The 23,236-nt window shown below is 71.8% G+C and carries 20 protein-coding genes and 1 other RNA gene; 7 read left to right on the forward strand and 14 right to left on the reverse strand.

All coding sequences use genetic code 11. The features are described from left to right. Nucleotides 1–8: 8 nt before the first annotated feature. From FH610_RS12855 to FH610_RS12865, 3 genes are read right to left on the reverse strand one after another with little or no spacing between them, the layout of a single operon-like run. Nucleotides 9–980 carry an SCO2522 family protein gene (locus FH610_RS12855; protein WP_205825738.1) on the reverse strand — a complete coding sequence of 324 codons (972 nt, stop codon included), beginning with the start codon at nucleotides 978–980 and terminating at the stop codon, nucleotides 9–11. Beyond that, nucleotides 977–1,891: an SCO2523 family variant P-loop protein gene (locus tag FH610_RS12860; protein WP_139574583.1), complete on the reverse strand. Its 915-nt coding sequence runs from the start codon at nucleotides 1,889–1,891 to the stop codon at nucleotides 977–979. The genes FH610_RS12855 and FH610_RS12860 overlap by 4 nt, the downstream gene beginning before the upstream one ends. Continuing rightward, entirely contained in the window at nucleotides 1,892–3,727 is a 1,836-nt protein-coding gene (locus tag FH610_RS12865; RefSeq protein ID WP_139574584.1) for an SCO2524 family protein, read from the reverse strand. 402 nt (nucleotides 3,728–4,129) lie between these two features. Between FH610_RS12865 and FH610_RS12870 the strand changes: the two genes are divergently transcribed. Next, nucleotides 4,130–5,092 (forward strand): 2-hydroxyacid dehydrogenase, encoded by a 963-nt coding sequence (locus FH610_RS12870; RefSeq protein ID WP_161627992.1) that lies wholly within the window; start codon nucleotides 4,130–4,132, stop codon nucleotides 5,090–5,092. 96 nt (nucleotides 5,093–5,188) lie between these two features. Continuing rightward, nucleotides 5,189–6,844 carry a thiamine pyrophosphate-binding protein gene (locus tag FH610_RS12875; protein ID WP_205825739.1) on the forward strand — a complete coding sequence of 552 codons (1,656 nt, stop codon included), beginning with the start codon at nucleotides 5,189–5,191 and terminating at the stop codon, nucleotides 6,842–6,844. Nucleotides 6,845–6,848: 4 nt separating this feature from the next. Here the strand turns inward: FH610_RS12875 and FH610_RS12880 are convergent, their stop codons facing one another. From FH610_RS12880 to FH610_RS12895, 4 genes are all read right to left on the reverse strand, one after another. After that, nucleotides 6,849–8,174, reverse strand: a complete 1,326-nt coding sequence (locus FH610_RS12880; RefSeq protein WP_240808938.1) for a sensor histidine kinase — start codon at nucleotides 8,172–8,174, stop codon at nucleotides 6,849–6,851. A gap of 241 nt (nucleotides 8,175–8,415) precedes the next feature. After that, on the reverse strand, nucleotides 8,416–9,255 hold the full coding sequence (locus FH610_RS12885; protein WP_167538714.1) for a GNAT family N-acetyltransferase: 840 nt from the start codon (nucleotides 9,253–9,255) through the stop codon (nucleotides 8,416–8,418). Continuing rightward, nucleotides 9,252–10,409 (reverse strand): M20/M25/M40 family metallo-hydrolase, encoded by a 1,158-nt coding sequence (locus FH610_RS12890; protein WP_139574586.1) that lies wholly within the window; start codon nucleotides 10,407–10,409, stop codon nucleotides 9,252–9,254. Before FH610_RS12890 ends, FH610_RS12885 begins: the two co-directional genes overlap by 4 nt. Nucleotides 10,410–10,420: 11 nt before the next feature. Continuing rightward, a complete protein-coding gene (locus FH610_RS12895; RefSeq protein WP_240808939.1) occupies nucleotides 10,421–11,527 on the reverse strand; it encodes a dipeptidase in 1,107 nt (368 codons plus the stop codon). 83 nt (nucleotides 11,528–11,610) lie between these two features. Between FH610_RS12895 and FH610_RS12900 the strand changes: the two genes are divergently transcribed. The 4 genes from FH610_RS12900 to FH610_RS12915 all read left to right on the forward strand — a co-directional run bounded on the left by FH610_RS12900 (nucleotide 11,611) and on the right by FH610_RS12915 (nucleotide 15,921). After that, entirely contained in the window at nucleotides 11,611–12,462 is an 852-nt protein-coding gene (locus FH610_RS12900) for a Nif3-like dinuclear metal center hexameric protein (RefSeq protein WP_139574587.1), read from the forward strand. A gap of 10 nt (nucleotides 12,463–12,472) precedes the next feature. Then, entirely contained in the window at nucleotides 12,473–13,213 is a 741-nt protein-coding gene (locus tag FH610_RS12905; protein ID WP_139574588.1) for a zinc ribbon domain-containing protein, read from the forward strand. Then, on the forward strand, nucleotides 13,210–14,520 hold the full coding sequence (locus FH610_RS12910; RefSeq protein WP_240808940.1) for a bifunctional RNase H/acid phosphatase: 1,311 nt from the start codon (nucleotides 13,210–13,212) through the stop codon (nucleotides 14,518–14,520). Before FH610_RS12905 ends, FH610_RS12910 begins: the two co-directional genes overlap by 4 nt. Nucleotides 14,521–14,718: 198 nt before the next feature. Further along, a complete protein-coding gene (locus FH610_RS12915) occupies nucleotides 14,719–15,921 on the forward strand; it encodes an erythromycin esterase family protein (RefSeq protein ID WP_139574589.1) in 1,203 nt (400 codons plus the stop codon). Here the strand turns inward: FH610_RS12915 and FH610_RS12920 are convergent. The 4 genes from FH610_RS12920 to FH610_RS12935 all read right to left on the reverse strand — a co-directional run bounded on the left by FH610_RS12920 (nucleotide 15,918) and on the right by FH610_RS12935 (nucleotide 19,987). Beyond that, on the reverse strand, nucleotides 15,918–17,519 hold the full coding sequence (locus FH610_RS12920; protein ID WP_205825741.1) for a sensor histidine kinase: 1,602 nt from the start codon (nucleotides 17,517–17,519) through the stop codon (nucleotides 15,918–15,920). The two genes, FH610_RS12915 and FH610_RS12920, sit on opposite strands and share 4 nt — an antisense overlap. Further along, nucleotides 17,516–18,226, reverse strand: coding sequence for a response regulator transcription factor (locus FH610_RS12925; RefSeq protein ID WP_139574590.1), 711 nt, complete (start codon nucleotides 18,224–18,226; stop codon nucleotides 17,516–17,518). Before FH610_RS12925 ends, FH610_RS12920 begins: the two co-directional genes overlap by 4 nt. A 70-nt stretch (nucleotides 18,227–18,296) precedes the next feature. Next, entirely contained in the window at nucleotides 18,297–19,070 is a 774-nt protein-coding gene (locus tag FH610_RS12930; protein WP_139574591.1) for a hypothetical protein, read from the reverse strand. Next, the gene (locus FH610_RS12935; RefSeq protein WP_139574592.1) at nucleotides 19,067–19,987 is read right to left on the reverse strand and encodes an ATP-binding cassette domain-containing protein; all 921 of its coding nucleotides are present in this window, start codon (nucleotides 19,985–19,987) and stop codon (nucleotides 19,067–19,069) included. The genes FH610_RS12930 and FH610_RS12935 overlap by 4 nt, the downstream gene beginning before the upstream one ends. Nucleotides 19,988–20,180: 193 nt before the next feature. On the opposite strand from FH610_RS12935, the gene rnpB reads away from it, so the two are divergent. After that, nucleotides 20,181–20,573: RNase P RNA component class A (gene rnpB / locus FH610_RS12940), an RNA gene on the forward strand. Nucleotides 20,574–20,808: 235 nt separating this feature from the next. Here rnpB and FH610_RS12945 read toward each other — a convergent pair. From FH610_RS12945 to FH610_RS12955, 3 genes are all read right to left on the reverse strand, one after another. Further along, nucleotides 20,809–21,540 carry a trypsin-like peptidase domain-containing protein gene (locus tag FH610_RS12945; protein WP_161627993.1) on the reverse strand — a complete coding sequence of 244 codons (732 nt, stop codon included), beginning with the start codon at nucleotides 21,538–21,540 and terminating at the stop codon, nucleotides 20,809–20,811. A 405-nt stretch (nucleotides 21,541–21,945) separates the two neighbouring features. Then, on the reverse strand, nucleotides 21,946–22,278 hold the full coding sequence (locus FH610_RS12950) for a hypothetical protein (protein ID WP_139574594.1): 333 nt from the start codon (nucleotides 22,276–22,278) through the stop codon (nucleotides 21,946–21,948). Between the two features lie 474 nt (nucleotides 22,279–22,752). Next, nucleotides 22,753–23,202, reverse strand: a complete 450-nt coding sequence (locus FH610_RS12955) for a hypothetical protein (RefSeq protein WP_139574595.1) — start codon at nucleotides 23,200–23,202, stop codon at nucleotides 22,753–22,755. Between the last annotated feature and the right edge of the window lie 34 nt (nucleotides 23,203–23,236).

Raw genomic sequence — 23,236 nt, forward strand, 5'->3', positions numbered from 1 at the left:
CGGGCCCCTCAGATGAAGACGTAGGAGATGCGGTCGACGAGCTCCTCTTCGAGCCGGACTCCCTCGCTCTCGCTCCGGGTGACGACCTGCCGCAGGACCTCGTCGTCCACCGCGACCTGGCTCAGGATCGTCCGTACGGCCAGCTCGACGGGCAGGAACCGGGGGGAGAGGACGGACAGCGTGGTGTACGCGCTGAACGGCGCGGCCTGGGGGTTGAGCCGGACGACCGCGGGCAGCCCGTCCCAGTCGCGGGGCCAGTCGCCGTCCAGGGCGACCGGCGGGAGCGGCACGTGGCCGTCGCTGCGCAGCAGCCCCAGCCGCAGGAGCTGCCAGACGGCCGCGAGGAAGGGGCACGACCAGGTGCGCCGCGGTCCCTTCTCGTCCCACAGCTCGACGTCCACGAAGATCGAGTGGCCGCGCTTGGCGTTCTGCGCGGGCGGCTCCCACGGCCGGGTCTTCCCCATCGCCTGCATCGGCGTGGTGCGGGGCGAGCGGGAGCCGTTGCACAGCCAGCCCGTCTCCTTCACCGGCGGGCGGGACCCGTCGGTCTCGGGCGGCGGGTCGTCCACGAGCCGGTCCTCCACCAGCCGGGCCAGCTCGACGCCGCCCGACTGTGCGTCCTCGAACTCGGCACAGGCCGACTCCCTGGCCAGGTAGTCGATGGTCAGGTCGTGCTCGGCCGCCGCCTCGAGGACCATCGGCACCAGCTCGGCGGGGGTGCTGAAGCGGCTGAAGTAGTCGTCCACCAGGAAGCAGGTGCTCACCCGGGCCCGGCCCCCGGGCACCCGCTCCCGCCATAAGGAGCGGACCGTGGCGAGCCACGGCGCGACCCTGCGGAACTGCTCGCGCAGCCGGTCGGGCCCCGCCTCGTAGTCCTCCATGTACAGGTGCCCGAGCTCGACGGACACATGGGAGAGGGGGACGGAGGCGATCCTGCGCTCGGCCGCCACCTCGCCGAACGTCGCCTGCACCGGCGTCACAAGCCCTCCCACGCGCTGTCGTCGACGATCTTCTTGGCGAGATCGTCGAACGCGGCGGCGGTCTCCGCGTTGGCGATCTTGCTGGCCAGTACGTCCTCATCGGTGATGAGCTGCTCGCGCCACTGGAGGACGGGGTCCAGCGGGATCTTGCCGAGCATGGCCGTACGGCCGACACCGTGGCGGCCCGCCAGCTCGCGCAGCTCGCTGTCGCACGCGCTCAGCCAGGCCCGCTGCTCGTCGCGCAGTCCGACGAGCTCCGCCGCGTCCGGTTCGAGCACGGCCGTGCGCACGAAGCGGATGCGGTCGCGCAGGTCCTCAGGGTCGTGGCCGAACCTGGTGCCGACGTCGAGCAGCCCGTCGGCGCCGGTGACGAGCCCGTCGGCCGCGATGATGTGCTGGCGCGTCCAGCGGTGGAAGACCAGCCAGCGGAACGGGATCGCGGGCATCCGCACGGTCGCCGCCAGGACCAGCTCAGCGGTGAACGACCGGCCGGCGCTGACGTCGACCACGCAGAGGTCGAACTCCTCGTCCAGCCGCCCGAGCAGCTGGACGCAGCGGCCGACGACCTCGTCGGTGAGGGCCGACAGCTCGCCGCCGCCCTCGCTGCCCGGCAACAGCACGAGCCGCCCCGCGCCGGGCGGGCGGGCGCGCAGCCCCTCGCGGTCGGACTCGGCCCACACGTCCACCCGCCGCGGCTGCGGGCACTCGCCCCGCAGGTAGTGGTGCAGGCCGTTCTCCCGGGTGCCGCGGGCCACCGCGCTGACGCTGAAGATGGCCCCCGCGGTCGGCGAGCCGAAGTCGAAGTCCAGGTAGCAGACGTCGTTGCCCTGCAGGGCGTGGCGGTACACGATGTTGGTGCCGGTGACCGAGCGCCCGGTCCCTCCCTTGTCGGAGATCGCGAAGACCAGCATCTAGATCGCCTCCGACGCGCTGTCGCGGGCGGCGGACAGCCGTTCGAGGCCGAGCAGGGCGTCGTTGATCAGCGCCTGGGCGGTGGCCGGCCGGTCGCTGACGATCGCCCTGGCCCGCTGCAGCGACGCCTGGATCGAGCGCAGCTTGGGCTGGATCGTCTGCCCGCCGATCAAGGGCCGGGTGACCAGCTCCTGGTCCAGCAGGTGCTCGGCCTCCCCGAGCATCTGGAGGGCGAGCTCGACGAGCTGGGGGCTGCGCAGCGGCGGTTCCCCGCTGGACGTCGCGGCGGAGACGAGGAACTCGACGACCCGCTCGCTGAAGTACCAGGACGGCTCCTCGTCGCGCACCTCGATGTCGGTGAAGACGTTGCCCGGCTGGTCCCACAGCCCGGCGGCCGAGCCGTCCGTGTGGCGGCGCAGCATGATGTGCCGCCAGATCTGGTCGGCGAGGGCGACCAGCCGCTCGCGCATCCGCGTGTTCTGTGCGATGGAGGCGGCCCAGATGGTCCGTTTCAGCAGCGTGATGGCGAAGTCGGAGACGACCCAGAGCAGGTGGGGGCCGAGCGCGTCGCTGCCGTTCAGGTTGATCGGGACGCCGGGGGAGTGCATGAGCACGGGCGGGTCGCCCGGCACCGCCCTGCGGATGATCCTGGCGCGGACGGCCAGCTCCTCCAGCACGGCGGCGACCCGGCCGAGGTCGACGTCGGCCGCCCGGTTGTTGACCAGGCTCTGCACGACCATGGCGGTGACGCCGAGACTGTAGTAGTCCGACTCCTTCTCGTCGACCGTCCGCCAGGGGATGTCCTCCAGCGGCCAGGTGCCCCGTCCATACGTCGCGATGGTGCGCCAGTAGGACTGGGTGAGGTCCCAGCGGCGCTGGATGGCCTGGGCGAGGGTGATCTGGTCGTCGTTGAGCAGGCTCAGGACGCGGGTGCGGGCGGAGAACAGGTCGGCGATGCCGACGAGGGCGTTGACGGTGAAGTACAGGAACGGCGTGTCGGCGGCCACGCCCTTGGGCTGGGGGCCGATGTCGAGCGGCGTGACGATGTCGGGGGCGTCCTTCACGATGCCCCACGTCCAGCCGCACTCGAACAGCAGGTTCTCGTTGTCCAGGTCCACCTGGCTGCCCGAGCCGATCGTCAGGTCGCGCAGGCCGGCGCGTACGGGCCGCAGCTCGCGCCGCAGGTCGTCGAGCACGCGGCGGGTGGGCGCGCCGGTCTGGTTCACGGTGCGCAGCAGCGCGCGGCCCGCCGTGGAGCCGGGGTCGAACGCGTTGACCGTGAAGCTGCGCAGCAGGCCCGCCATCGCGGCCGACAGCCGTTTGCTGGCCAGGTCCTCCAGCTCGCGGATCTCGCGGCGGATCGACTCGCGCCGCACGCTCTGGCGGAAGACCTTCAGGAAGCCGAGTGTGCCGAGCGCGAGCGTGACCGACATCGAGAAGGAGTCGACCACGTCCAGCTGGAGCTGCTCGGGAGTGACCTTCGCCTCGTCGTCCAACGGCCGGAAGTAGCTGCCGCCGGAGAACAGGGGCCGCCCGTCATCGGCGGTGTAGGTGCGCAGATACTGGCCCATCACCCGCAGCAGCAGCTTGGGGATCTCCACAGAGTCGCCCAGGACCGCGAGCGCGGCCAGCACGTCGTCGGCCGTCTCGTCCGGTGTGTCCAGGCGGAAGCCCGGCAGTTCCGAGGCCGGGTACATGAAGCACAGAAGCTGCTCCGCGTCGGAGATGGAGTTCGACCCGTCCCGGCCGCCCCACGTCCAGACGCGGTCCCGGTAGGAGGCGCGCGCGGCCGCCTCCCACAGCTCCAGAAGCTGCTGTCGCGGCTGGAGTTTCATTCGCGGCCCTCTCTGCGACTGTGCCGTCCTGCGTGCCGTCCTGCGTGCCCTCTCCGTGCTGCCGTCAAGGAGAAAGGCATGCTCGTGTGGCCGGGCGGGACCGAGGCCGGGGTCCCCAGACCCTCCCCAGGGGTTTCCTTTTCCGATTCAGGTGGAGACGGAACCACCACAACCCTTATACCATTGGATTCCTGCTCCGTCGCCTGGACCATCCGTGGTATTTCATGCACCGCCTGGTTGTCGTGATTGGAGAGATACCACAGAGAAAAACAGACATATATGTCCTAAGTCTGAGAGATATTTGAAATGTCCCAAACTGCGGCTCCAAGGGATATAACGGACTATCGTCCCGCGCGGCCGCGGCCGGCGGCCGGAGCGGCGCGCAGGGATGGGACGGTCCTGGTGACCGGCGCCGGCATCGACGGGGCGCTGCTGGAGCCGCTCGCCAGGCAGGGGCTCACGGTGCGGCGGCCCGCGTCGCCGCTGACCGAGGACCTGCTGGCGCGCGAGCTGCGAGGGGCGGTCGCCTACCTGCACGGAGGCGAGGAGCGGGCGACCGCGCGGGCGCTGCGCAAGGCGAAGACGCTGAAGGTCGTGGCCTTCCTCGGCGTGGGCTACGAGAACTTCGTCGACGTGGCGGCGGCCGACCGGCTGGGCATCGCCGTCACGAACACGCCGGGGGCGGCCACTGACGCGGTCGCCACGTTCACGGTCGCGCAGATCGTCAACGCCAACCTGGGCATCCCCCGGCATCTGGGCGAGCGGGTCCCCGGCTGGCAGGGCTCCGACGAACTGCCGCACGAACTCGCCGCCCGCAGCGTGGGCATCATCGGCATGGGCGCGAACGGCCGGCGGATCGCGGAGATCCTGCGCCGGGGCTTCGGGGTCCGCGTGTCCTACTACAGCCGCACCCGCAAGCCGGACGCCGAGCGGGACCTCGGCATCTCCTACCTGCCCCTGCTCGACCTGGCCGCGGCCAGTGACATCCTCGTGGTCATGGTGCCGGAGACCGGCGAGACCAGATCGATGATCGACTCGTCGGTGATCAGCCGGATGCCGGAGGGCGCGATCCTCGTCAACACCGCCCGCCCGGCCATCGTCAGTCCCGGCGCCCTTTACGCCGGTCTGGAGAAAGGCCGCGTCAGCATGGCGGTCTTCGACGGTTTCTATGGCCGGGAATGCGAGGAGGCCGGCGAATTGCGGCGGGATTTTCCCGACCGCCTCCTGGTCACCGGGCACATCGCCTCCCACACCGCCGAGGCGATGCACCGGATGGTGCGCCAGGCCGTGCAGTCCATTGAAAATGTGCTGACGTACGGATCGGACGAACACGAGGTGGGAACGCGTCCCCGTCCCCGTTTCTGAAAAATCCGGCACGCGGAACGGTAGGGCGGTGCCTGGAAGGGGAAACCATTTTGGGAAACCCAAGGGAAACCCCTCCGCTCTCCCGGGAAGTGATACGTGGACGGCCATGACCCGATCCCCCCTGCGGGGACGATCACGACGCCCACGGGGGCGCGCGCCCTGGTCGAGGCACTGAGGCTGCACGGCGTCGACACGATCTTCGGCATTCCGGGCACTCACAACCTCGCGATCTACGAGGAGCTCGACCGGGCGGGCGTGCGCTGCGTGACGCCCCGGCACGAGCAGGGCGCGGGATACGCCGCCGACGGGTACGCCAGGGTGACCGGCAGGCCCGGCGTCGTCGTCACCACCACCGGGCCCGGCGTGGTCAACGCGGCCACGGCCCTCGGGCAGGCGTACTCCGACTCCTCCCCGATCCTGCTCGTCTCCCCGGGCGTTCCCACCGGCCATCCCCGCGACGGCCGCGGCTACCTGCACGAGAGCAGGGACCAGTCGCGGGCGATCGACGCGCTGTGCGCCTGGAGCCACCGTGTGACGACCGTGCGGGAGATCCCCGCCGCCGTCGCCCGGGCCTTCGGCCGCTTCGCCGAGGGACGCCCCCGGCCGGTCCACATCGAGATCCCCTTCGACCTGCTCGACCTGAGGGGCCCGGTCAAGATCGTCCCGCCGTACCGGATCACCCGCCGCGGGCCCGATCCGGTGGCCCTCGACGCGGCGGCCGGGCTGCTGCGCACGGCGCGCCGCCCGGGTTTCGTGCTCGGCGGCGGCGCCCAGTGTCCGGGTGAGAGGCCCCCGGGCGAGGACGAGCCCCCGGTGGGGCGCCTGACGATGCGCCTGGCGGAACGGCTCGGCGCGCGGGTCGTGACCACGGTCAACGGCAAGGGCGCGGTGCCGGAGAGCCACCCGCTGGCGCTCGGCACCACGCTGCACCTGGCGGCCGTCCGCCGGTGGCTCGCCGCGTGCGACGTCGTGCTGGCCGTCGGCACCGAGCTGGGCCCGGCCGACCTGTGGGACGACGCCTTCACCCTCTCCGGCCGTCTCGTGCGCGTCGACATCGACCCGGGGCAGATGCACGGCGACCACGTGGCCGACGTGGCGATCGTCGCGGACGCCGAGCTCGCCCTGCGCGGGCTGGCCGAGCGGCTCGACCGGCAGGGCGTCGTGCCGCGTCCGCGCCGGGAGCGGGATGCCGGCGCCGGCCACGAGGCGGAGCTCGAAGAGCTCACCCGCAGGTGGTCGGACCAGCTCGCGGCGCTGCGCCGGGCCCTGCCGCAGGAGAGCGTCGTGGTGGGGGACAACTCGATGTGCGTCTACCACGGCGCGCTCGTCGGCATGCCGATGGACCCGCCCGGCCGGTTCCTGTTCCCGACCGGGTTCGGCACACTCGGCTTCGCCCTGCCGGCCGCCATCGGCGCCAAGCTCGGCCGGCCCGACGTCCCCGTGGTGGCGCTGGCGGGCGACGGGGCGTTCCAGTTCAGCCTGCAGGAGCTGGCCATGGCGGTGGAGCTGCAGCTGAGCCTGCCGATCGTCGTCTTCGCGAACGGCGGCTTCGGGGAGATCCGCGAGGAGATGCGGGAGCGGGGCATGCGGCCGGTCGCCGTGGACCTGCACGCGCCGGACTTCCCCGCACTCGCCGCCGCGTACGGCGCGCGGGGCCGCGCCGTCAAGACGCCGGGGGAGCTGGAGGAGGCGGTCGCCGAGGCCCTGCGCACCCCGGTGCCCACCGTGATCGTCGTACCCGAGGAGGAGTGACCCGTCAGCGGGCCGGCGCGAGCGGGAGCCGCAGCACGAAGCGGGCACCCTGGTCGCTGTCCTCGATCGTGAGCGTCCCCCCGTGCGCCTGGGCGATCTGGCGGGCGATGGACAGTCCGAGCCCGGTGCCGCCGGCGTCCTTCGACCGGGCGGCGTCGAGCCGGGTGAAGCGCTGGAAGACCAGCTCCCGCTTGTCCGGCGGGATTCCCGCGCCGTCGTCGAGCACCTCCAGCACGCCCTTGCCGCCCTCCCGCCGCACGGTCACGGAGAGCATGGACACCGCGTGCCGCTCGCCGTTGTCGAGGAGGTTGTTGAGCAGGCGGCCCAGGGCCAGCCGGTCGCCGACGACGACCACACCGGGCGTCAGGTGCCGCACCACCTCCACCTTGCGCGACCTGCGGTCGAGCTCACGGGCGACGAGGCCACCGAGGTCGGCGGGCTCACGGCGGGGCGGCGCGCCGGAGTCGAGCCGGGCGAGCTGGAGCATGTCGGTCACGAGCGCCTGCAGGCGGTCGCAACTGCCCAGCAGGGCGCGCCCGGTGGCCGGCCAGTCGGCGTCCTCGCTGTGCAGCAACGCCTCCTCGATCTCCGTACGCATCGCGGTCAGCGGGCTGCGCAGGTCGTGAGAGGCGTCGGAGGCGAAACGCCGCTGCCGCTCGACGGCCGTCTCCGCCCGGTCCAGGGTCTGGTTGGCGGTCTCGGCGAGCCGCCGGATCTCGTCGTGGTACTTCGGCACCGGCACGCGCTGGCTCAGGTCGGTCGCGGTGATCCTGGCCAGGTTGCACGTGATCGCCTCGACCGGGCCGAGCGCCTTGCGCACCGTCTGGTAGGTGCCGAGCGCGGTGAGCGCGACCAGCAGGAGCGAGCCGCCGATGAGCGCCGCCAGCAGCGGGCCGCTGACGTACCACGGCACGGTGTCGTCGGCCGTGTAGATCGTCCAGAGCCCGCCGGTGTTGTGGAAGCGGAACGCGACGACGACCATGCACCGGTCCGGGAACGCAGGGGAGGCGCACAGCACCTTGCTCGTCTCCGGGGTCGTCAGCTCCGGCCGGAACGCGGCCATGCGCGGGCGGCCGGTCAGGGTGTCGCTGACGGAGACGATCCGGCCGCTGTAATCGATCACCTGCACGCCGGCCACGCCCGGGTCCAGCAGCACCGGAGGCAGCCGGTCGCGCTTGGCCTGGTAGGCGAGGCGTACGGCGGTGGTGGTGATCTCGTCGGTCTTGTACCGCTGGGCGGTGCCGTGCAGGACGCCGAGGACCAGCAGCACGGCGACGGCGCACAGCAGCGCCATCACCGCGCTCGCCAGCACCGTCAAGCGGATCCGCACCGAGGATCCCCGCCACCCGCTCATCTGATTCCCCCCGGTAATCAGATGATCAATAAGGCCTCGTGGCCGCCGCCGGGTGTCCCCACCCGGCTCACCTGGCACGTTACCTCTGCCGGTGATCGCCGCCGTGGCCGGGACGCCGCTGTCCGGTCCCTACCCATTCCGGCCCCGTACCCAGCGCCCGGTCACGCCGCCCGTCTCACGCCGCCTGTCTCACGCCGCCTGTCTCACGCCGCCTGTCTCACCGAGGGGCGGGGGAGCGCCGTTCGACGACGTAGCAGCCGCCGGCGAAGCCCGTCACCGGACGGCCCTGCGCCATCAGCCCGCCCAGCACCTCGCGTACGGCGTGCCGCCAGGCCTTGGCCGTCTCCGGGGCGGCGCGGCGCAGGGTCTCCACGTCCGCGGGCACGGCGACGAGCACGGCAGGGCCGTCCGCGGGCAGGAACTCCGGGCACCCGTCCCGCTCGGCGAGCACGGCCACCGCGCCGTCCGCCCCCGCGGGCCGGTGCGGCAGGCCGTCGCACGCCCGCGCCACCCGCGGGTCGTCCAGCCGCCACACCGCGAGGACGCGGTCGGACTCGTCGCCGGCGTTGACCGCGTCGCCCATCGGGCCGTAGAAGTCGGGCAGGTACTCCTCCGGCAGAGCGGCCAGCTTGGCCAGGTTGAAGTGGGCGTTGCGGCGGACGAGGGGATCGAAGGTCCAGGTGACCCGGCTCAGCCCGCGCTCCAGGGCCCAGGCACGCTGGTGCAGCTTGAGCGCGAATCCGGCGCCGGGCCGCACGGCGCCGGTCACGTGCGAGTGCAGCGCCTGCCCCGCGGGCGCCGCGAGGAAGGCGACGGCGGCCCCGACGAGTTCAGGGCCGTCGAACGCCCCGGCGACGTACCCGCCGGCGTGGGTCAGCGCCCGCATGAGCTCCGCCGTGATCGGAGGGTTCCACGGCTCCGGACGCCAGATGCCGTCGAACAGCCGGACCACCCGCTCGAACTCGGCGACCGTGCGCAGCTCGGCGATCCGCAGGCCGCGCCGCGCGGCGGCCCCGTCCGCCTGATCCCGGGCGGCGGCGGGGTCGCACGGGTTCACGCGGTCTCCCCGGCGGTCTGCCTCATGTCCCGCGGCGCGGGATCGGCGCCGCCGGTGACCGGCCCGCCCGACAGCACGTACGCGGCCAGCGCCGCGACCAGATGGGCGCGGACCGGCATCTCGGCGACCAGGACGTGCTCCTCGGCGGCGTGCGCGCCGCCTCCCACCGCGCCCAGGCCGTCGAGCGTCGGGCAGCCGACGCCCGCGGTGAAGTTGCCGTCCGAGCCGCCGCCGACCGGCACCCCGCGCAGCGGCGCCATGCCCAGCTCGGCGGCGAGCCGTACGGCGACATCGAAGAGCCCGGCGGAGGCGGCGGGGTCGAGGGGCGGGCGGTTCGGCCCGCCGCGCAGCTCCAGCCGGACGCCCGGGGTGCGCGGGGCCAGCGCGCGCATCAGCTCGTCCACCCGGCGCTGCGCCGCCCGGTCGGGCACGCGTACGTCGACCGCCACCCGGCCCCGGGCCGGCACCGTGTTGGTGCTCGTCCCCGCGGTCAGCATGGTGGGGGTCACCGACGTCGCCCCCGCCCTGGACGACGACTCGATCTGGGCCGCGATGCCCGCGATGGCCAGCACCTGGTGGGCCAGCTCGACCCCGGCGTTGGCCCCCAGCTCGGGTTCGAGGCCGGCGTGCGCGGCCCGGCCGTGCACGGTCAGCTCGTACCGCGAGATGCCCTTGCGTGCCGTCTTCAGCGCGCCGCCGTCCGCGCTGGCCTCAAGCACGAACGTGGCGGCGCACCGCGACGCGATCGACTCGATCAGCGGGCGGGAGGTCGGCGAGCCGAGCTCCTCGTCCCCGACGACGAGCACGGTCAGCCCGTCGGGGGACGGCAGCGAGGCGACCGCGTGGAAGAGCTGCACGAGACCGGCCTTCATGTCGAACACGCCCGGCCCCCGCGCGACCCCGTCCCGCACCGACCAGGGATGCTCGCGCAGCGTGCCGACCGGCCAGACCGTGTCGTGGTGGCCCAGCAGCAGGACCCTCGGCAGGCCGAACGACCAGCGCAGATGGGTGACCCCGTCGATCACCAGGGTCTCCGGCTCGGCCCCCAGCAGCCTGCGGCCCAACGCCCCCACGACGCGGGCGCTGCGCGCCACCGCCTCGTGGTCGGTGGAGTATGACTCGCAGAGCACCAGTTCCTCGAGGTCGGCCAGCATGGCCTCCAGGTTCACGGCCGCGGCCGTCCCGGCTCGGGCCGTTCCCGGGCCCGGTCGTGAGCCGGGCGGCCCAGCTCCGCGCGGAACAGGCGCATCACGTTGGCGCCCAGGATCTTCTGGATCTCCTCGTCCGAGAAACCCCGCTTGACCAGCGCGTCGGTCACCAGCGGCAGGCCGCGCGGGCCCTCCAGTCCCGGGATGGCGGCGTTGGAGTCGATCCCGGAGTAGCTGAAGCCCTCGCAGCACGGCGGGGTGAGGTCCTCGTTCACCTCGCGCATGAAGTCGGGGCCGAGGCCCACGTGGTCGATGCCGGCGACGCCCGCGACGTGCTCGATGTGGTCCACGAGGTGGTCGATCGTCGCCGAGCGGGCGTCCTCGGTGAGGAAGGCGGCGAGGAAGTTCACGCAGACGACGCCGCCGCCCGCGGCGACGCCCCTGAGCTGCTCGTCGGTGAGGTTCCTGTGGTGGTCGCGCAGGGCGCGCGCGGAGGAGTGGGTCGCGATGACGGGCCGGGTCGCGATCTCCAGCACGTGCGCGACGCCCGTGGCGCCCAAGTGCGAGATGTCGAAGAGCATGCCGAGCCGCTCCATCTCGCGCAGCGCCTCGACTCCGTGGCTGGTGAGCCTGGAGCCGGTGCCGTCCTGGCCGCTGCCGTCGGCGAGAGCCGTACGGCCCCAGTGGGCGATCGAGGCGACGCGGACCCCGAGGCGGTGCAGGGTCGGGATCAGCTCGACGCTCTCGTCGATCCCCGGCATGCTCTCCAGGGCCGGCACCAGGGCGATCCTTCCGAGGGCGAGGGCCTCGTCGATCTGCTGTCCGTCGTGACACAGCGCCACCGCGTCGGGGTTGCCCTCGGCCAGCACGTGGGCGCACTCGATCATCCGCAGCGTCTGGCGCAGCGCGCCCTCCGGGCGGAACCGGCTCTCCACGAACACGGGCAGCACCTGCACGTCGACCCCGCCCTCGACGAGCTGGGGGAGCCACCGCTCGCGGAAGAACGAGGCCCATATCGCGGGCGGCCGGGCGGAGACGGCCATGAGCAGGTCGTTGTGGGTGTCGGCGACCACGGACCTGACGTGCAGGCTCTGCTGATCAACGGGCACGGTGTGGACGGGCACGCTGGGGATCCTTCCTGACGGCGGGGTCAATGGGGACGTTACTCTTCCCGGGTCGTTCCGCCAGCAGGCTGTAGTGTGCGCGGGTGGAATCGATCTCCTGCACCCTCGCCGAGGTGGTCGAGCGCCTGGAGGCGCTGTACGACCCCTCGTGGGCCGAGTCCTGGGACGCGGTGGGCCTCGTCTGCGGCGACCCGGAGCAGGCCGTACGGAAGGTCCTGTTCGCGGTCGACCCGGTCGCCGTGGTCGTGGACGAGGCCCTCGGCTGGGGGGCCGACCTCGTCGTCACCCACCACCCGCTCTACCTGCGCGGCACCACGAGCGTCGCCGCCACGACCTTCAAGGGCCGGGTCGTGCACCGGCTCATCCGCGGCGGCACCGCGCTCTACGCCGCGCACACCAACGCCGACGTCGCCGACCCCGGAGTCTCCGACGCGCTCGCGCGGGCGGTCGGCCTGACGGGGAACCTGCGGCCCCTCCAACCCTCCGCCGACGACCCGCGCCGCGGGCTCGGCCGGATCGGGGACCTGACCGCTCCGATGCCGCTGCGGGAGTTCGCGGCGCTGGCCGCCTCGGGCCTGCCCCGTACGGCGGGGCCGCTGCGGGTCGCGGGCGACCCCGGCCGGCCGGTCCGGACCGTCGCCGTCTGCGGCGGCGCGGGCGACTCCCTGCTGGGCACGGCCAGGGCCGCGGGCGTGGACGTCTTCCTCACGGCCGATCTGCGGCACCATCCGGCGAGTGAGCACATGGAGGCGGACGGGCCGGCGCTGGTCGACGCCTCCCACTGGGCCACCGAGTGGCCGTGGCTGGCGGACGCCGCCGGGCGTCTGACGTCAGCGTTGGCGGCCAGGGGCATTACTGTTGAGGCGCGCGTCTCGGACGCCGTCACGGACGCCTGGACGGCGACGACCACCGACTTGGACCCCCGAGCATCTTGAGGGATTTGGGATGAAGGCCGCACCGGAAGCACAGAAGCGTCTGCTCGATCTCGCTGAGCTCGACACCGGTCTCGACCGGCTGCGGCACCGCCGCCGCAGCCTGCCGGAGCTCGCCGAGATCGACGAGCTGTCCAAGAGGCTGGCCCAGGTCTCCACGCAGATCATCGCCGCCGAGACCGAGGCCGGCGACCTCGCCCGCGACCAGGCCAAGGCCGAGTCGGACGTGGACGCCGTACGCGTCCGGGTCGAGCGTGACCAGAAGCGCCTCGACTCCGGGCAGGTCTCCTCGCCCAAGGACCTGGCGAGCCTCCAGTCCGAGATCGTCTCCCTGCGGCGCAGGCAGTCGGACCTGGAAGAGGTCGTGCTGGAGATCATGGAGCGCCGGGAGGCGGCCGACGCCCGGGTCGCCACGCTCAAGTCGGAGCGCGAAGAGGTGACCGGCTCGCTGCACGCCGCCGAGGACCGCAGGGACGCGGCGTTCGCGGAGATCGACAAGGCAGCCGGCGAGCTGACCTCCGGCCGGTCCGCGATCACCGCCGACGTTCCCGCCGACCTGCTCGGGCTGTACGAGAAGATGCGCGAGCAGACCGGAGTCGGCGCCGCCATGCTGCACGGCGGCCGGTGCCTCGGCTGCCGCACGAGCCTGTCGATCGCCGACCTCAACCGGATCCGGGCCGCCGCCCACGACGAGGTGGTCCGCTGCGAGGAGTGCCGCCGCATCCTGGTCCGTACGGCAGAGTCGGGTCTGTGACGGTCGCCGTGGAGTTCATCGTCGAGGCCGACGGCGGGTCGCGGGGCAACCCGGGCCCGGCCGGGTATGGCGCGGTGGTCAAGGACGACGCCGGGCGGGTGCTCGCCGAGGCCGCCGAGTCGATCGGCACCGCGACCAACAACGTGGCCGAATACCGCGGCCTGATCGCCGGGCTCCGTGCGCTGCTCGCGCTCGGCGCGGAGGGCGGGCAGGTCGAGGTGCGGATGGACTCCAAGCTGGTCATCGAGCAGATGGCCGGCCGGTGGAAGGTCAAGCACGAGGGCCTGCGGCCGCTCGCCCTGGAGGCGGCGGGCCTGGCCCGGCGGTTCCGGATCACCTGGACGTGGATTCCGCGCGAGCGCAACAGTCACGCCGACCGGCTCGCCAACGAGGCGATGGACGCGGCGGCCCGGGGGGAGACCTGGCAGGCGAGCGCGATCACCTCCGCGCCGGAGTCCGCTCCCGCCTTCGAGCCCGGCGCCGAGCCGCCCAACATCGACGCGCCCTCGCTGTTCGACGACGATTCCGGCGCCCCCGCTCCCGTCGCCCAGACTCCGGCCGACGCCGCTGGTCGCACGGGGACTCCCGGCGCGACCGGTGCGGGGACCGCCGCCGCAGATGCGGGCACGGCGGCAGGAACGGCCACGTCCCACGACAGGCGCGGGCACGGGTGGATGCCCAGGGCCACGCGCGTCGCCACGTCCCTGCTCCTGCTCAGGCACGGGCAGACGCCGCTGTCGGTGGAGAAGCGGTTCTCCGGGCTGGGCGACCCGTCGCTCACCTCCACCGGGCTCGCGCAGGCCGAGGCCGCCGCCCTGCGCCTGTCGCGGCAGCCGTACGAGGTCGAGGTGATCGTCAGCTCCCCGCTCGCGCGCGCCCGGCAGACGGCGGAGGCGGTGGCCGCCCGGACGGGCCTGGCGGTGCTGGTGGACGACGACCTGCGCGAGACCGACTTCGGCGAGTGGGAGGGACACACGTTCGCGGAGATCCAGCAGCGCTGGCCCCGCGAACTGGCGTCCTGGCTGGCCGACCCCGACGTCGCGCCGCCCGGCGGGGAGAGTTTCGCGTCGACCGCCCGCAGGGTCGAGCAGGCGAGGGACCGCGTCGTGAAGGCCAACGAAGGCCGCAGCGTCGTCGTGGTCTCCCATGTGACCCCTATCAAGATGCTCGTCCGCTTCGCGCTGGGCGCTCCGCCGGAGGCCCTCTATCGGATGCACCTCGACCTGGCCTGCCTGTCGGCGATCGACTACTACGCCGACGGGCCCGCCGTCGTACGGGCGCTCAACGACACCGCCCACCTTTCCTGACACCGTCCCCGCAGGGGACGACGCGCCGCGGGACCGCACGCTCAGCCGTGCCCCCGCGGCGTCGGCGTTTTCCGACCCGGACAAGCCGTGCCCGCGCGCCAGGGGCGCTTGAAGCCGCCAGTTGAGGGTTTCCCCCGATTGTTCTGGCGATTCGACGGACAAGTCTCTACGTGAGAGTTCAACGATACCGTTGAAGGTATGGATATCGGCATCGTGGACACCGCCCATCCCGTCGAGGCCGCCTCCGTCATGAGGCTGCTCCCGGCCCGGCCACGGCTGCTCGCCCTGGGCGAGCCCACCCACGGCGAAGACCTTCTGCTCGAGGTGCGCAACGAGCTCTTCCGGCAGCTCGTCGAGCAGGAGGGCTACCGGACGATCGCGATCGAGAGCGACTGCCTGATGGGCCTGGTCGTGGACGATTACGTCACCTCGGGCACGGGCCGCCTCGACGAGGTCATGGAGCGCGGCTTCAGCCACGGCTGGGGCGCGTCCGCGGCCAACCGGGAGCTCGTGCGCTGGATGCGCGCGTACAACGCGGGCCGGCCCGCGGCCGAGCGGCTGCGCTTCGCCGGTCTCGACGGTCCGCTGGAGATCAGCCACGCCGCGAGCCCCCGGCGGGCCCTCACCGCTCTCCACGGCTACCTCGCGGCCCGGGTGGACGCGGACCTGCTCCCCTGTGACGCGGAGACACTCGACCGCCTGCTCGGCCCCGACGACCGCTGGGCCGATCCCGCCACGATGATGGACCCGTCCCGATCCGTGGGGCAGTCGGCCGAGGCCGGCAAGCTGCGGCTGCTCGCCGACGATCTCGTGGCGCTGCTCGACGCGGAGACGCCGCACCTGACCGCGGTGTCCTCCCGGGACGACTGGGACCGGGCGCACCTGTACGGGCGCGCCGCCACCGGCCTGCTGCGCTACCACCACTGGATGGCCGACACGTCACCGGGCCGCATGCCGCGGCTGCTGGGCCTGCGCAGTTCGATGATCGCCGCCAACCTCCTCGCCGTCGCCGAGCGGGGCCCGGCGCTGGTCCACGCCCACAACGCGCATTTCCAGCGGGACAAGAGCACGATGCGGTTGGGCGACCTGCCGTTCGAATGGTGGAGCTCCGGCGCGATCGTGAGCGCCCACCTGGGTGAGGGATACGCCTTCCTGGCCACGGCCATCGGCACGATCCGGCACCAGGGAGTGGACGCCCCGCCCCCGGACACGCTCGAAGGGCTCCTGTACGCGCTCCCCGAGGACCGCTACGTGGTCGACGCCCGCCGCCTGGCCGCCGCCCTCGGCGACGCGCGGCCCGCCCCCCGCGAGTCCCCCTGGTTCGGCTACTCCGCGCTGGACCCGGCCCACCTCGCCGCGTACGACGGGATCGTGTTCGTCAAGGACGTCACGCGAAGCTAGGCCCTGCCCGGCCCTGTCCGGCCGCGTGGCGGGAGTCCCTCGCGGGGCAGGACGACGCGGAAGGCGGCCCCGGCGCCGGGCCGCGTCCGCAGCTCCACCCTGCCTCCGTGCGCGGTGACGATCGACCGGACGATGGCCAGCCCCAGCCCGGCGCCTCCGGCGCCGCTGCGGCTGCGTGAGCCGTCGACCCGATAGAAGCGGTCGAACACCCGGGCGGCCTCTTCCGCGGGCATCCCCGGCCCCTCGTCGGCGATCACGAGGACGCCGTCCCCGCCGGCCGTGCCGACGCCGATCCGCACCGGCGTGCCCGGCGGGGTGTGGGCGACGGCGTTGCCCACGAGGTTGGAGATCACCTGTCGCAGCCGCGCCTCGTCGCCGAGAACCGGCGCCTCGCCCGGCGGCCCGCCGTCCGGCCCGGTCAGTGTGACCTCCCGCCGGGGGTCCAGCGTACGCAGGTCGTTGTGGGCGTCGGCGGCGAGCGTCCGCAGGTCCATGGGCGCGAGATCCATGGGCAGGGCGTCCTCGCCCTCGTCCAGGCGGGCCAGCAGGAGCAGGTCCTCCACGAGCCGGACCAGGCGTCCCGCCTCGCTCTCGATACGGTCGAGGGTGAGGTCCACGTCGGGCAGCCCGCCCATCCGGTGCAGTTCCGCGAACCCCTTGATGCCGAAGAGCGGGGTGCGCAGCTCGTGGCTGACATCCGCGACGAAGCGTCGCATCCGGGCCTGGGCCCGTCCCCGCGCGGCGAAGGCCCCCTCCAACTGGCCGAGCATGACGTTCAGGGCGGCCGCCAGCCGCCCGACCTCGGTCTGGGGTGCGGCCAGCGCGGGGACGCGCCGGGACAGGTCGCCCCCGGCGATGGCCGCCGCGGTCTCCTCGATCGTCCGCAGTGGCCGCAACCCCCGCCGGACGGCGAACCACCCGATGACGGCGAGCGACGTCATGAGCGCCGCCGCGGTCGCCGCGCAGACCATCGTCAGGCGGCCGACGGTCGACCTGACCCCGCCGAGCGACGCCGCCACGACGACGCTGCCCCGGCTTGTCGCGGGCGTGGCCGTGAGTGCCGTCGCGGGGGCGGGCTCCGTCGTGGGGGTGGGCCGGGGGACGGCGACGACCCGCCATCCGCCGTCGGAGCCGGTCGCGTCGAACGGCCGCCCGCCCAGCCGCTCGACCGCGGCGGTGTCGAGCCGGGGCAGCGCCGGGCCCCGATCCCGCGGCCCGTCCCGCAGCCACCGGACACTCTCCTGTTCGACGCCGCCGTCCGCGCTCAGATAGGCGACGTACACCTGGTCGATCAGGTCCATACCGGGCACCGTGCTCAATGATTGCGGGCTCAGCGGTTGCGGGCTCTGCCGCTCGGACGGTACGGCGATCAGCCGGGCCGGGATCCGCGACAACACCGCCGCCATCGGTGTGAGCTGCTGATCCACGCGTCCGATGAGGTGGGCCCGCAGCGTGGCGACCGCGACCGCGCCGCTTACGGTCAGGCCCGCCGCGAGCAGGGCCATGGTGGTCAGCAGGAGCCGCCCGCGCAGCGACAGGCCCTTCGTCCACGGACGTGATTCCGGACGCTTCCAGGACCCGGACGGCGTCGTGGTCACGGCCGTGGCCCGCGCAGGACGTAACCCACGCCGTGCATGGTGTGGATCAGCTTGGGCCCGGCCCTGTCGATCTTGCGGCGTACATAGCTCACGTACGTGTCCACGATGCTGGAGTCGCCGGCGAAGTCGTACCGCCAGACATGCTCCAGGATCTGGGCCTTGGACACCACCCTCCCGGCGTTGAGCACCAGGTAGTGGAGCAGCCGGAACTCGGTCGGCGACAGCCGCACGGGGGTGCCCGCCCGAATCACCTGATGGCCCTCCGGGTCGAGTTCGAGGTCGGCCACCCGCAGCGTGCGGTCCTCGGGAGCGGCCCCGGCCCGCCTGAGCACGGCCTCGATCCGGGCGAGCAGTTCCTCCAGGTCGAACGGCTTGGTGACGTAGTCGTCGCCGCCCAGACGCAGACCGTTGATCTTGTCCTGCGTGGTGTCGCGCGCGGTCAGGAACAGCACCGGCACCTGACCGGGACGGCCGCCGAACAGCGGGCGGGGAAGCTCCCGGAGACGGCGGATGACCTCGAAACCATCCATGTCGGGCAGCATGACGTCGAGGAGCACGAGGTCCGGCGGCGTGGTCTGCGCGGTGTCCAGGGCCTGCGACCCCGACGCGGCCGAGGTCACCTCGTATCCCGCGAAGCGCAGTGTGGCCGCCAGCAGTTCCCGCACCACGGGTTCGTCGTCGACCACCAGCAGGTGCCGCCCGTCCACTCCGGCCTCCCTCCGCCGATCATCGGAAGAATAGGTACGCGGTGCTAAGCCCGCCGTACAGGCCGGCGCGTCACGCGTCCCGCCCGCGGAAGACGGCGACGGCGGCGCAGAGCAGGACGAGCACGGTGGCGGCCAGCACACCCGCGCCCGCGAGCGGCGTGAGCAGCTCGGTGCCGGGATGGACCGCGAAGATCCGAGCGCCCGCCGCGCTCGGCCACCAGGTGACGATCCACCTGGCCACCGGCTTCGGGAACAGACTCGCCATGCCGGGCAGGATCAGAAGGAACGTCCCGAGCGAGATGGCCCCCGCCGACCTGCGCAGCAGGAACCCGAGCGCCATTCCGTACAGCCCGATCAGGCCGGTGAACAGGCCCGCGCCCAGCAGTGCTGCGGGCACGCCGGGATCACCGGGTCCCACGCTCGGCACGCCCTGCGCCGCCAGCGCCGCCTGGCTGAGCGTGAACGACAGGAGCGCCAGCGGCGGCCCGACGAGGAGCGTGGTCAGCGCGACGACGGCCCCCTTGCCGAGGAGGAGGAGTCCGCGTCTCGGCACGGCGGTGATGCTGACCGGCATCGTTCCCGCGGCGTACTCGCTGGTCACGGCCAGTACGCCGACCGCGCTGACGAGCACCCCCACCAGCACGAGGGCGCGGAAGGCCGTCTCGGTGGGGTCGAAGGCCGCCCGGTCCGCGGCCGACGCGCCGAGGTACTCGCGTGCGGCCGCCGTGCCGAACAGATAGCCGTACGATCCGGCCGCCACCACAGCCCCAGCCAGGCAGCCGAGCATGGCCCGGACGCTGCGGAACTTCACCCACTCCGAGCGCAGCACGCCGTACGCGGTCATGAGACGACCCCGGCGGCACTCGTGGCGAACTCGACGCTGTCGCCGGTCAGCTCCAGATAGGCGTCCTCGAGGGAGGCCCGCCGGGGCGTGAGTTCGTGCAGGACGATTCCGTGCGCACCGGCGAGACCACCGACCTCGGCACCGGACAATCCGGTCACCATCAGGCCGCCGTCGACGCCCGGCCGCACGGTGGCGCCGGACTCCCGGAGCAGTGGGGCGAGCCGTCGCGCGTCGGGGGTGCGCACGAGCACCCCCTGCCGCGCGGCCGCCTGGACGAACGCCTCCAGCCCGGTGTCGGCGATCAACCGCCCCCGGCCGATGACGACGAGGTGGTCGGCGGTGAGGGCCATCTCGCTCATCAGGTGGCTGGACAGCAGGACGGTTCTGCCCTCGGCGGCCAGGCTCCGCGTCAGTGTGCGGATCCAGCGGATGCCCTCGGGGTCCAGCCCGTTGACGGGTTCGTCGAGCAGGACCACCGGGGGATCACCGAGCAGCGCCACCGCGATGCCGAGCCGCTGTTTCATTCCCAGGGAGAACCCGCCGGGACGCCGGCCCGCCACGTCGGCCAGGCCCACGAGCCCGAGCACCTCCTCGACCCGGCGCCGTCCGATGCCGTTGCCGTACGCCAGGGAGAGCAGATGGTCGAACGCGGTCCTGCGCGGGTGCACGGCATGCGCGTCGAGCAGCGCCCCCACCTCCCGCAGGGGTACGGGCAGGTCGGCGTAGCGCCGCCCGCCGATCGTCGCGCTTCCGCTCGTCGGCCTGTCGAGCCCGAGGATCATCCGCATCGTGCTCGTCTTGCCCGCGCCGTTCGGCCCGAGGAAGCCGGTGACGACGCCCGGCCGTACGTCGAAGCTGAGGCCGTCCACGACGGTGACCTCGCCGTACCTCCTGGTCAGCTGCCGCAACTCAATCATGGGACGCAGCCTCGCCCACCGGTCTGCGTGACCTCTGAGAGGATCTGTGCGGTTCCTGTGAGCGGTCGGCCCCCGACCTGCGCCGGTGCCGTCCCACGCTCCCGCCCGGCGGGAGAACTCAGAGAGTCTTCACATGATCCCGGGCCGGTCCGGGGAAGGATTCCGAAGCCGCTAGGCTTACCTTCACGGTGGACGAGCCGGCCGGGCGGCCGCGTCAGGGCTTCACGGCCCTGCCGAGGAAGGTCCGGGCTCCACAGGGCAGGGTGGTCGGTAACGCCGACCCGGGGTGACCCGCGGGACAGTGCCACAGAAAACAGACCGCCCCCTTCGCGGGGGTAAGGGTGAAACGGTGGTGTAAGAGACCACCAGCGCCCACGGTGACGTGGGCGGCTCGGTAAACCCCACCCGGAGCAAGGTCAAGAAGGGACGTTCTCCGGAACGTCCCGCGCGCGACGTTCGAGGGCTGCCCGCCCGAGCCGCGCGGGTAGACCGCTTGAGGCCGCCGGCAACGGCGGTCCTAGATGGATGGCCGCCGGTCAGCCCTCACGGCTGATCACAGAACCCGGCCTACAGGCCGGCTCGTCCACCTTCACATCCCTGACCTGGGTCTGAGTGCAGGTCAGGTGCCACTGTTCCGGTCCTGTTCCGCCAGCAGCGCGGCGATCAGATTTCGACGGCACCTCTGCCAGGTCTTCATCGTCAGGCAACAGGTGGCCGTAGCGGCGTCCGAACCTATGTGCGGGTTGTGGGGTGGTTGGGGCGCTCCGCGGTGGGTCGACGGCGAACGGGGTGGACACGGGGAGAGATGCACTGGTCCACCATCACTTGCTACATTGCTGGGTCGAAACCGGTCTCGTGGCGTACCTCGCGTCGTTCACCATAAACAGGAATTCCTCGGCGGCCAGCGCGTACCCGCGGTTCGGAGCATCCTTCGACTGTGCGAAAACCATCCCGGTGACCGTGCCCCCGGGAACGACCAGTGGCGCACCGCTCCAACCTGGGGCGATGTTGGCACCGGAGAGTTCGAGGACTTCCTTGGTGACTTTGCGTTTCTCGTAGATGTCCAGGCTCTCTGCCCCGATGTGCCGTTCGATTTTGATCGGCTGTACCACCTCACGCTCTGCGCCCTTCGGATAGGCGAGCGCGTAAGCATCGCCGGGCGGCGCGTCGGCGATGACGAGCGGAGGCGCGGACAGATCTGGTACGTACAGGACCGCGACGTCAACACTCGGATCAAAAACGACGACGCGTGCCGGATAAACCTCACCATCGTCGGTAGTAACGCTGAAGGATCGGGTAACGCCGGCTACCACGTGCGCCGCCGTCACCACCCGCTGGGGGGCATATACGAAACCCGTCCCTTCGATCCTCTTGAAGCAAGCCGGCGCTCGTCCCGAGAAACGCACCACACTCTGCTTTACGCTGACGATCTCAGGCGGGAGAGCGGCCGCACCGGCCGGCGCCGAAGCGCGGATGGGCGGCGGCGAGGAGGGGATCGTGATCGAGCACCCGCCGAGGACAAGAAGGATCGGCAACCACAGCCAGCGCATCATGCCTTCCATTTCTTTCTGGGACACCCCCTGATAGACCCCCTGTCCTGGCCAAGGTCACTCTCCGGGGCATTTCACCCGATCAAGCTACCGAGGTCTGATTGCTCCGCAGAGCGACATCACCTCACACAGGCACCCGCGGCCGAGCCTCAACCACCTATCGAGCAGGGCAAGCATCTCTCTACGGCGTGACTGGCCCCCGTTCGAAAGCAGGAAGTCAGGGAGTGTCCCGCCGGCCGGGACACTGGGCTTTCCCCCAGAGCGTGGACATCCGGATTCACGCAGCCATTTCGGTCGCTCTAGCAACCCGATCTTCGTGAACGGACTGAAGTGGGTTCTCGGTCGCCGAGTGCGTTCACCGGTTGTCGCACCAGGCGATCCGGAGGAAGATCTCCGTCACAAGCGGTCTCATTCCTCGTCGCGGCCATGCAGGTAGTCCTCGAAGGTGGGGCGTCGATCCCTTCGGCGCGACAACACGATGGCGGCCATCAATGCGGCAGGGACCATTGCGAGCCTGAGCGCCCGGCGGCCCAGTCGACGGACCACCCTGAGCAGTTCCTTGAGCGACTGCCAAGGGTGTCTCAGGGCCATGACGGTCAACATGAGGGCCGCGCCGCCGAGGCTGATCCCCGAGAAGTCGTCGGGGTCGTCTCGCTCCTTCTCCTTGGTCACGGTGCGGAACTGAAGCTGCAGGGCAGGAGCTTGATGCTGCGGACCAATGGAATCCTCCCAAGTCAGCATGGACATCAGGGTCGCAATTGAGCCGTGATCGTGAGCGTACATCAGGGAGCTTTACATGGCTCCGGACCATTGGCCCGACGGCATTCCAAGGCGCTTCGGTCGGGGTAGGTCGATACCCTGCTCGCGTTGGGAACGGTCAGAGCTCCCCTGTTGTGGATCCACGGTGCACGCAGGGCGGGTACGGAGCCGACTGAGGTCGGCCAGCGGCGCTACGGTCACCGAGGTCTGGGCCGGCTCTGCGTGACTAACTGCGTGACAACGACAGCGAACACCGCTGAACAGCCATTGGCCATGGCGGACGATTTCAACAGGAAACGCACGAAGCGGGCCGTACGTGATGCATCCGTTGAGGGCAGACCTGGGCGCCCGTGGACAAGCCATCCCTACAGGTGAGCCGCCCAGAACCAGTTGAGACACGTGCTGTCGTTGCCCGACGGGAAAGCAGCGTGCCGGTCCATCACTGTGCCCACTGCATCAGGGTTGCGGACCGTAAATATGGCTACGGAGCATTTGTTCCGCTTCGAGGATATGGTCGACCACCTCCCAGTACTCCTTCAACATCGGGTGCGAAAGAGCTTCGTTTCGCGACAGTTTGTGCCCATAAAGGGGTTCGTCGGGAGCCACGGCAGCCGCGTTGACGAGAGTGCAGGCCGGGAGCGGGCTGTTTTCGACCGGTCCGACTCTGCAACCGAAGGTGACCCGCCGATCACAGGGCAGCTCCAGGTGCTCGGCGCCCCACTGATCATCGAAGATTACGTCTATCCACGCTTCATGGATGCCTTGATGGTGGTAGCAGGTGGCGAAGAAGACCGCGTACTGGCCGACTCCCTGCTTGTGTACGAAACCGCGGGACTGCCGGCGCTGTTCGCCGCAGCAGTCGCACCTCGAATCCTGGATCGTGTAGCCACGATCGATTTGGAGCATCAGCACATTATGCCCGTGGTGCTACGAGCCCGGC

Origin of the sequence: Microbispora catharanthi (assembly GCF_006334915.2) — a bacterium.
Classification (GTDB): domain Bacteria; phylum Actinomycetota; class Actinomycetes; order Streptosporangiales; family Streptosporangiaceae; genus Microbispora; species Microbispora catharanthi.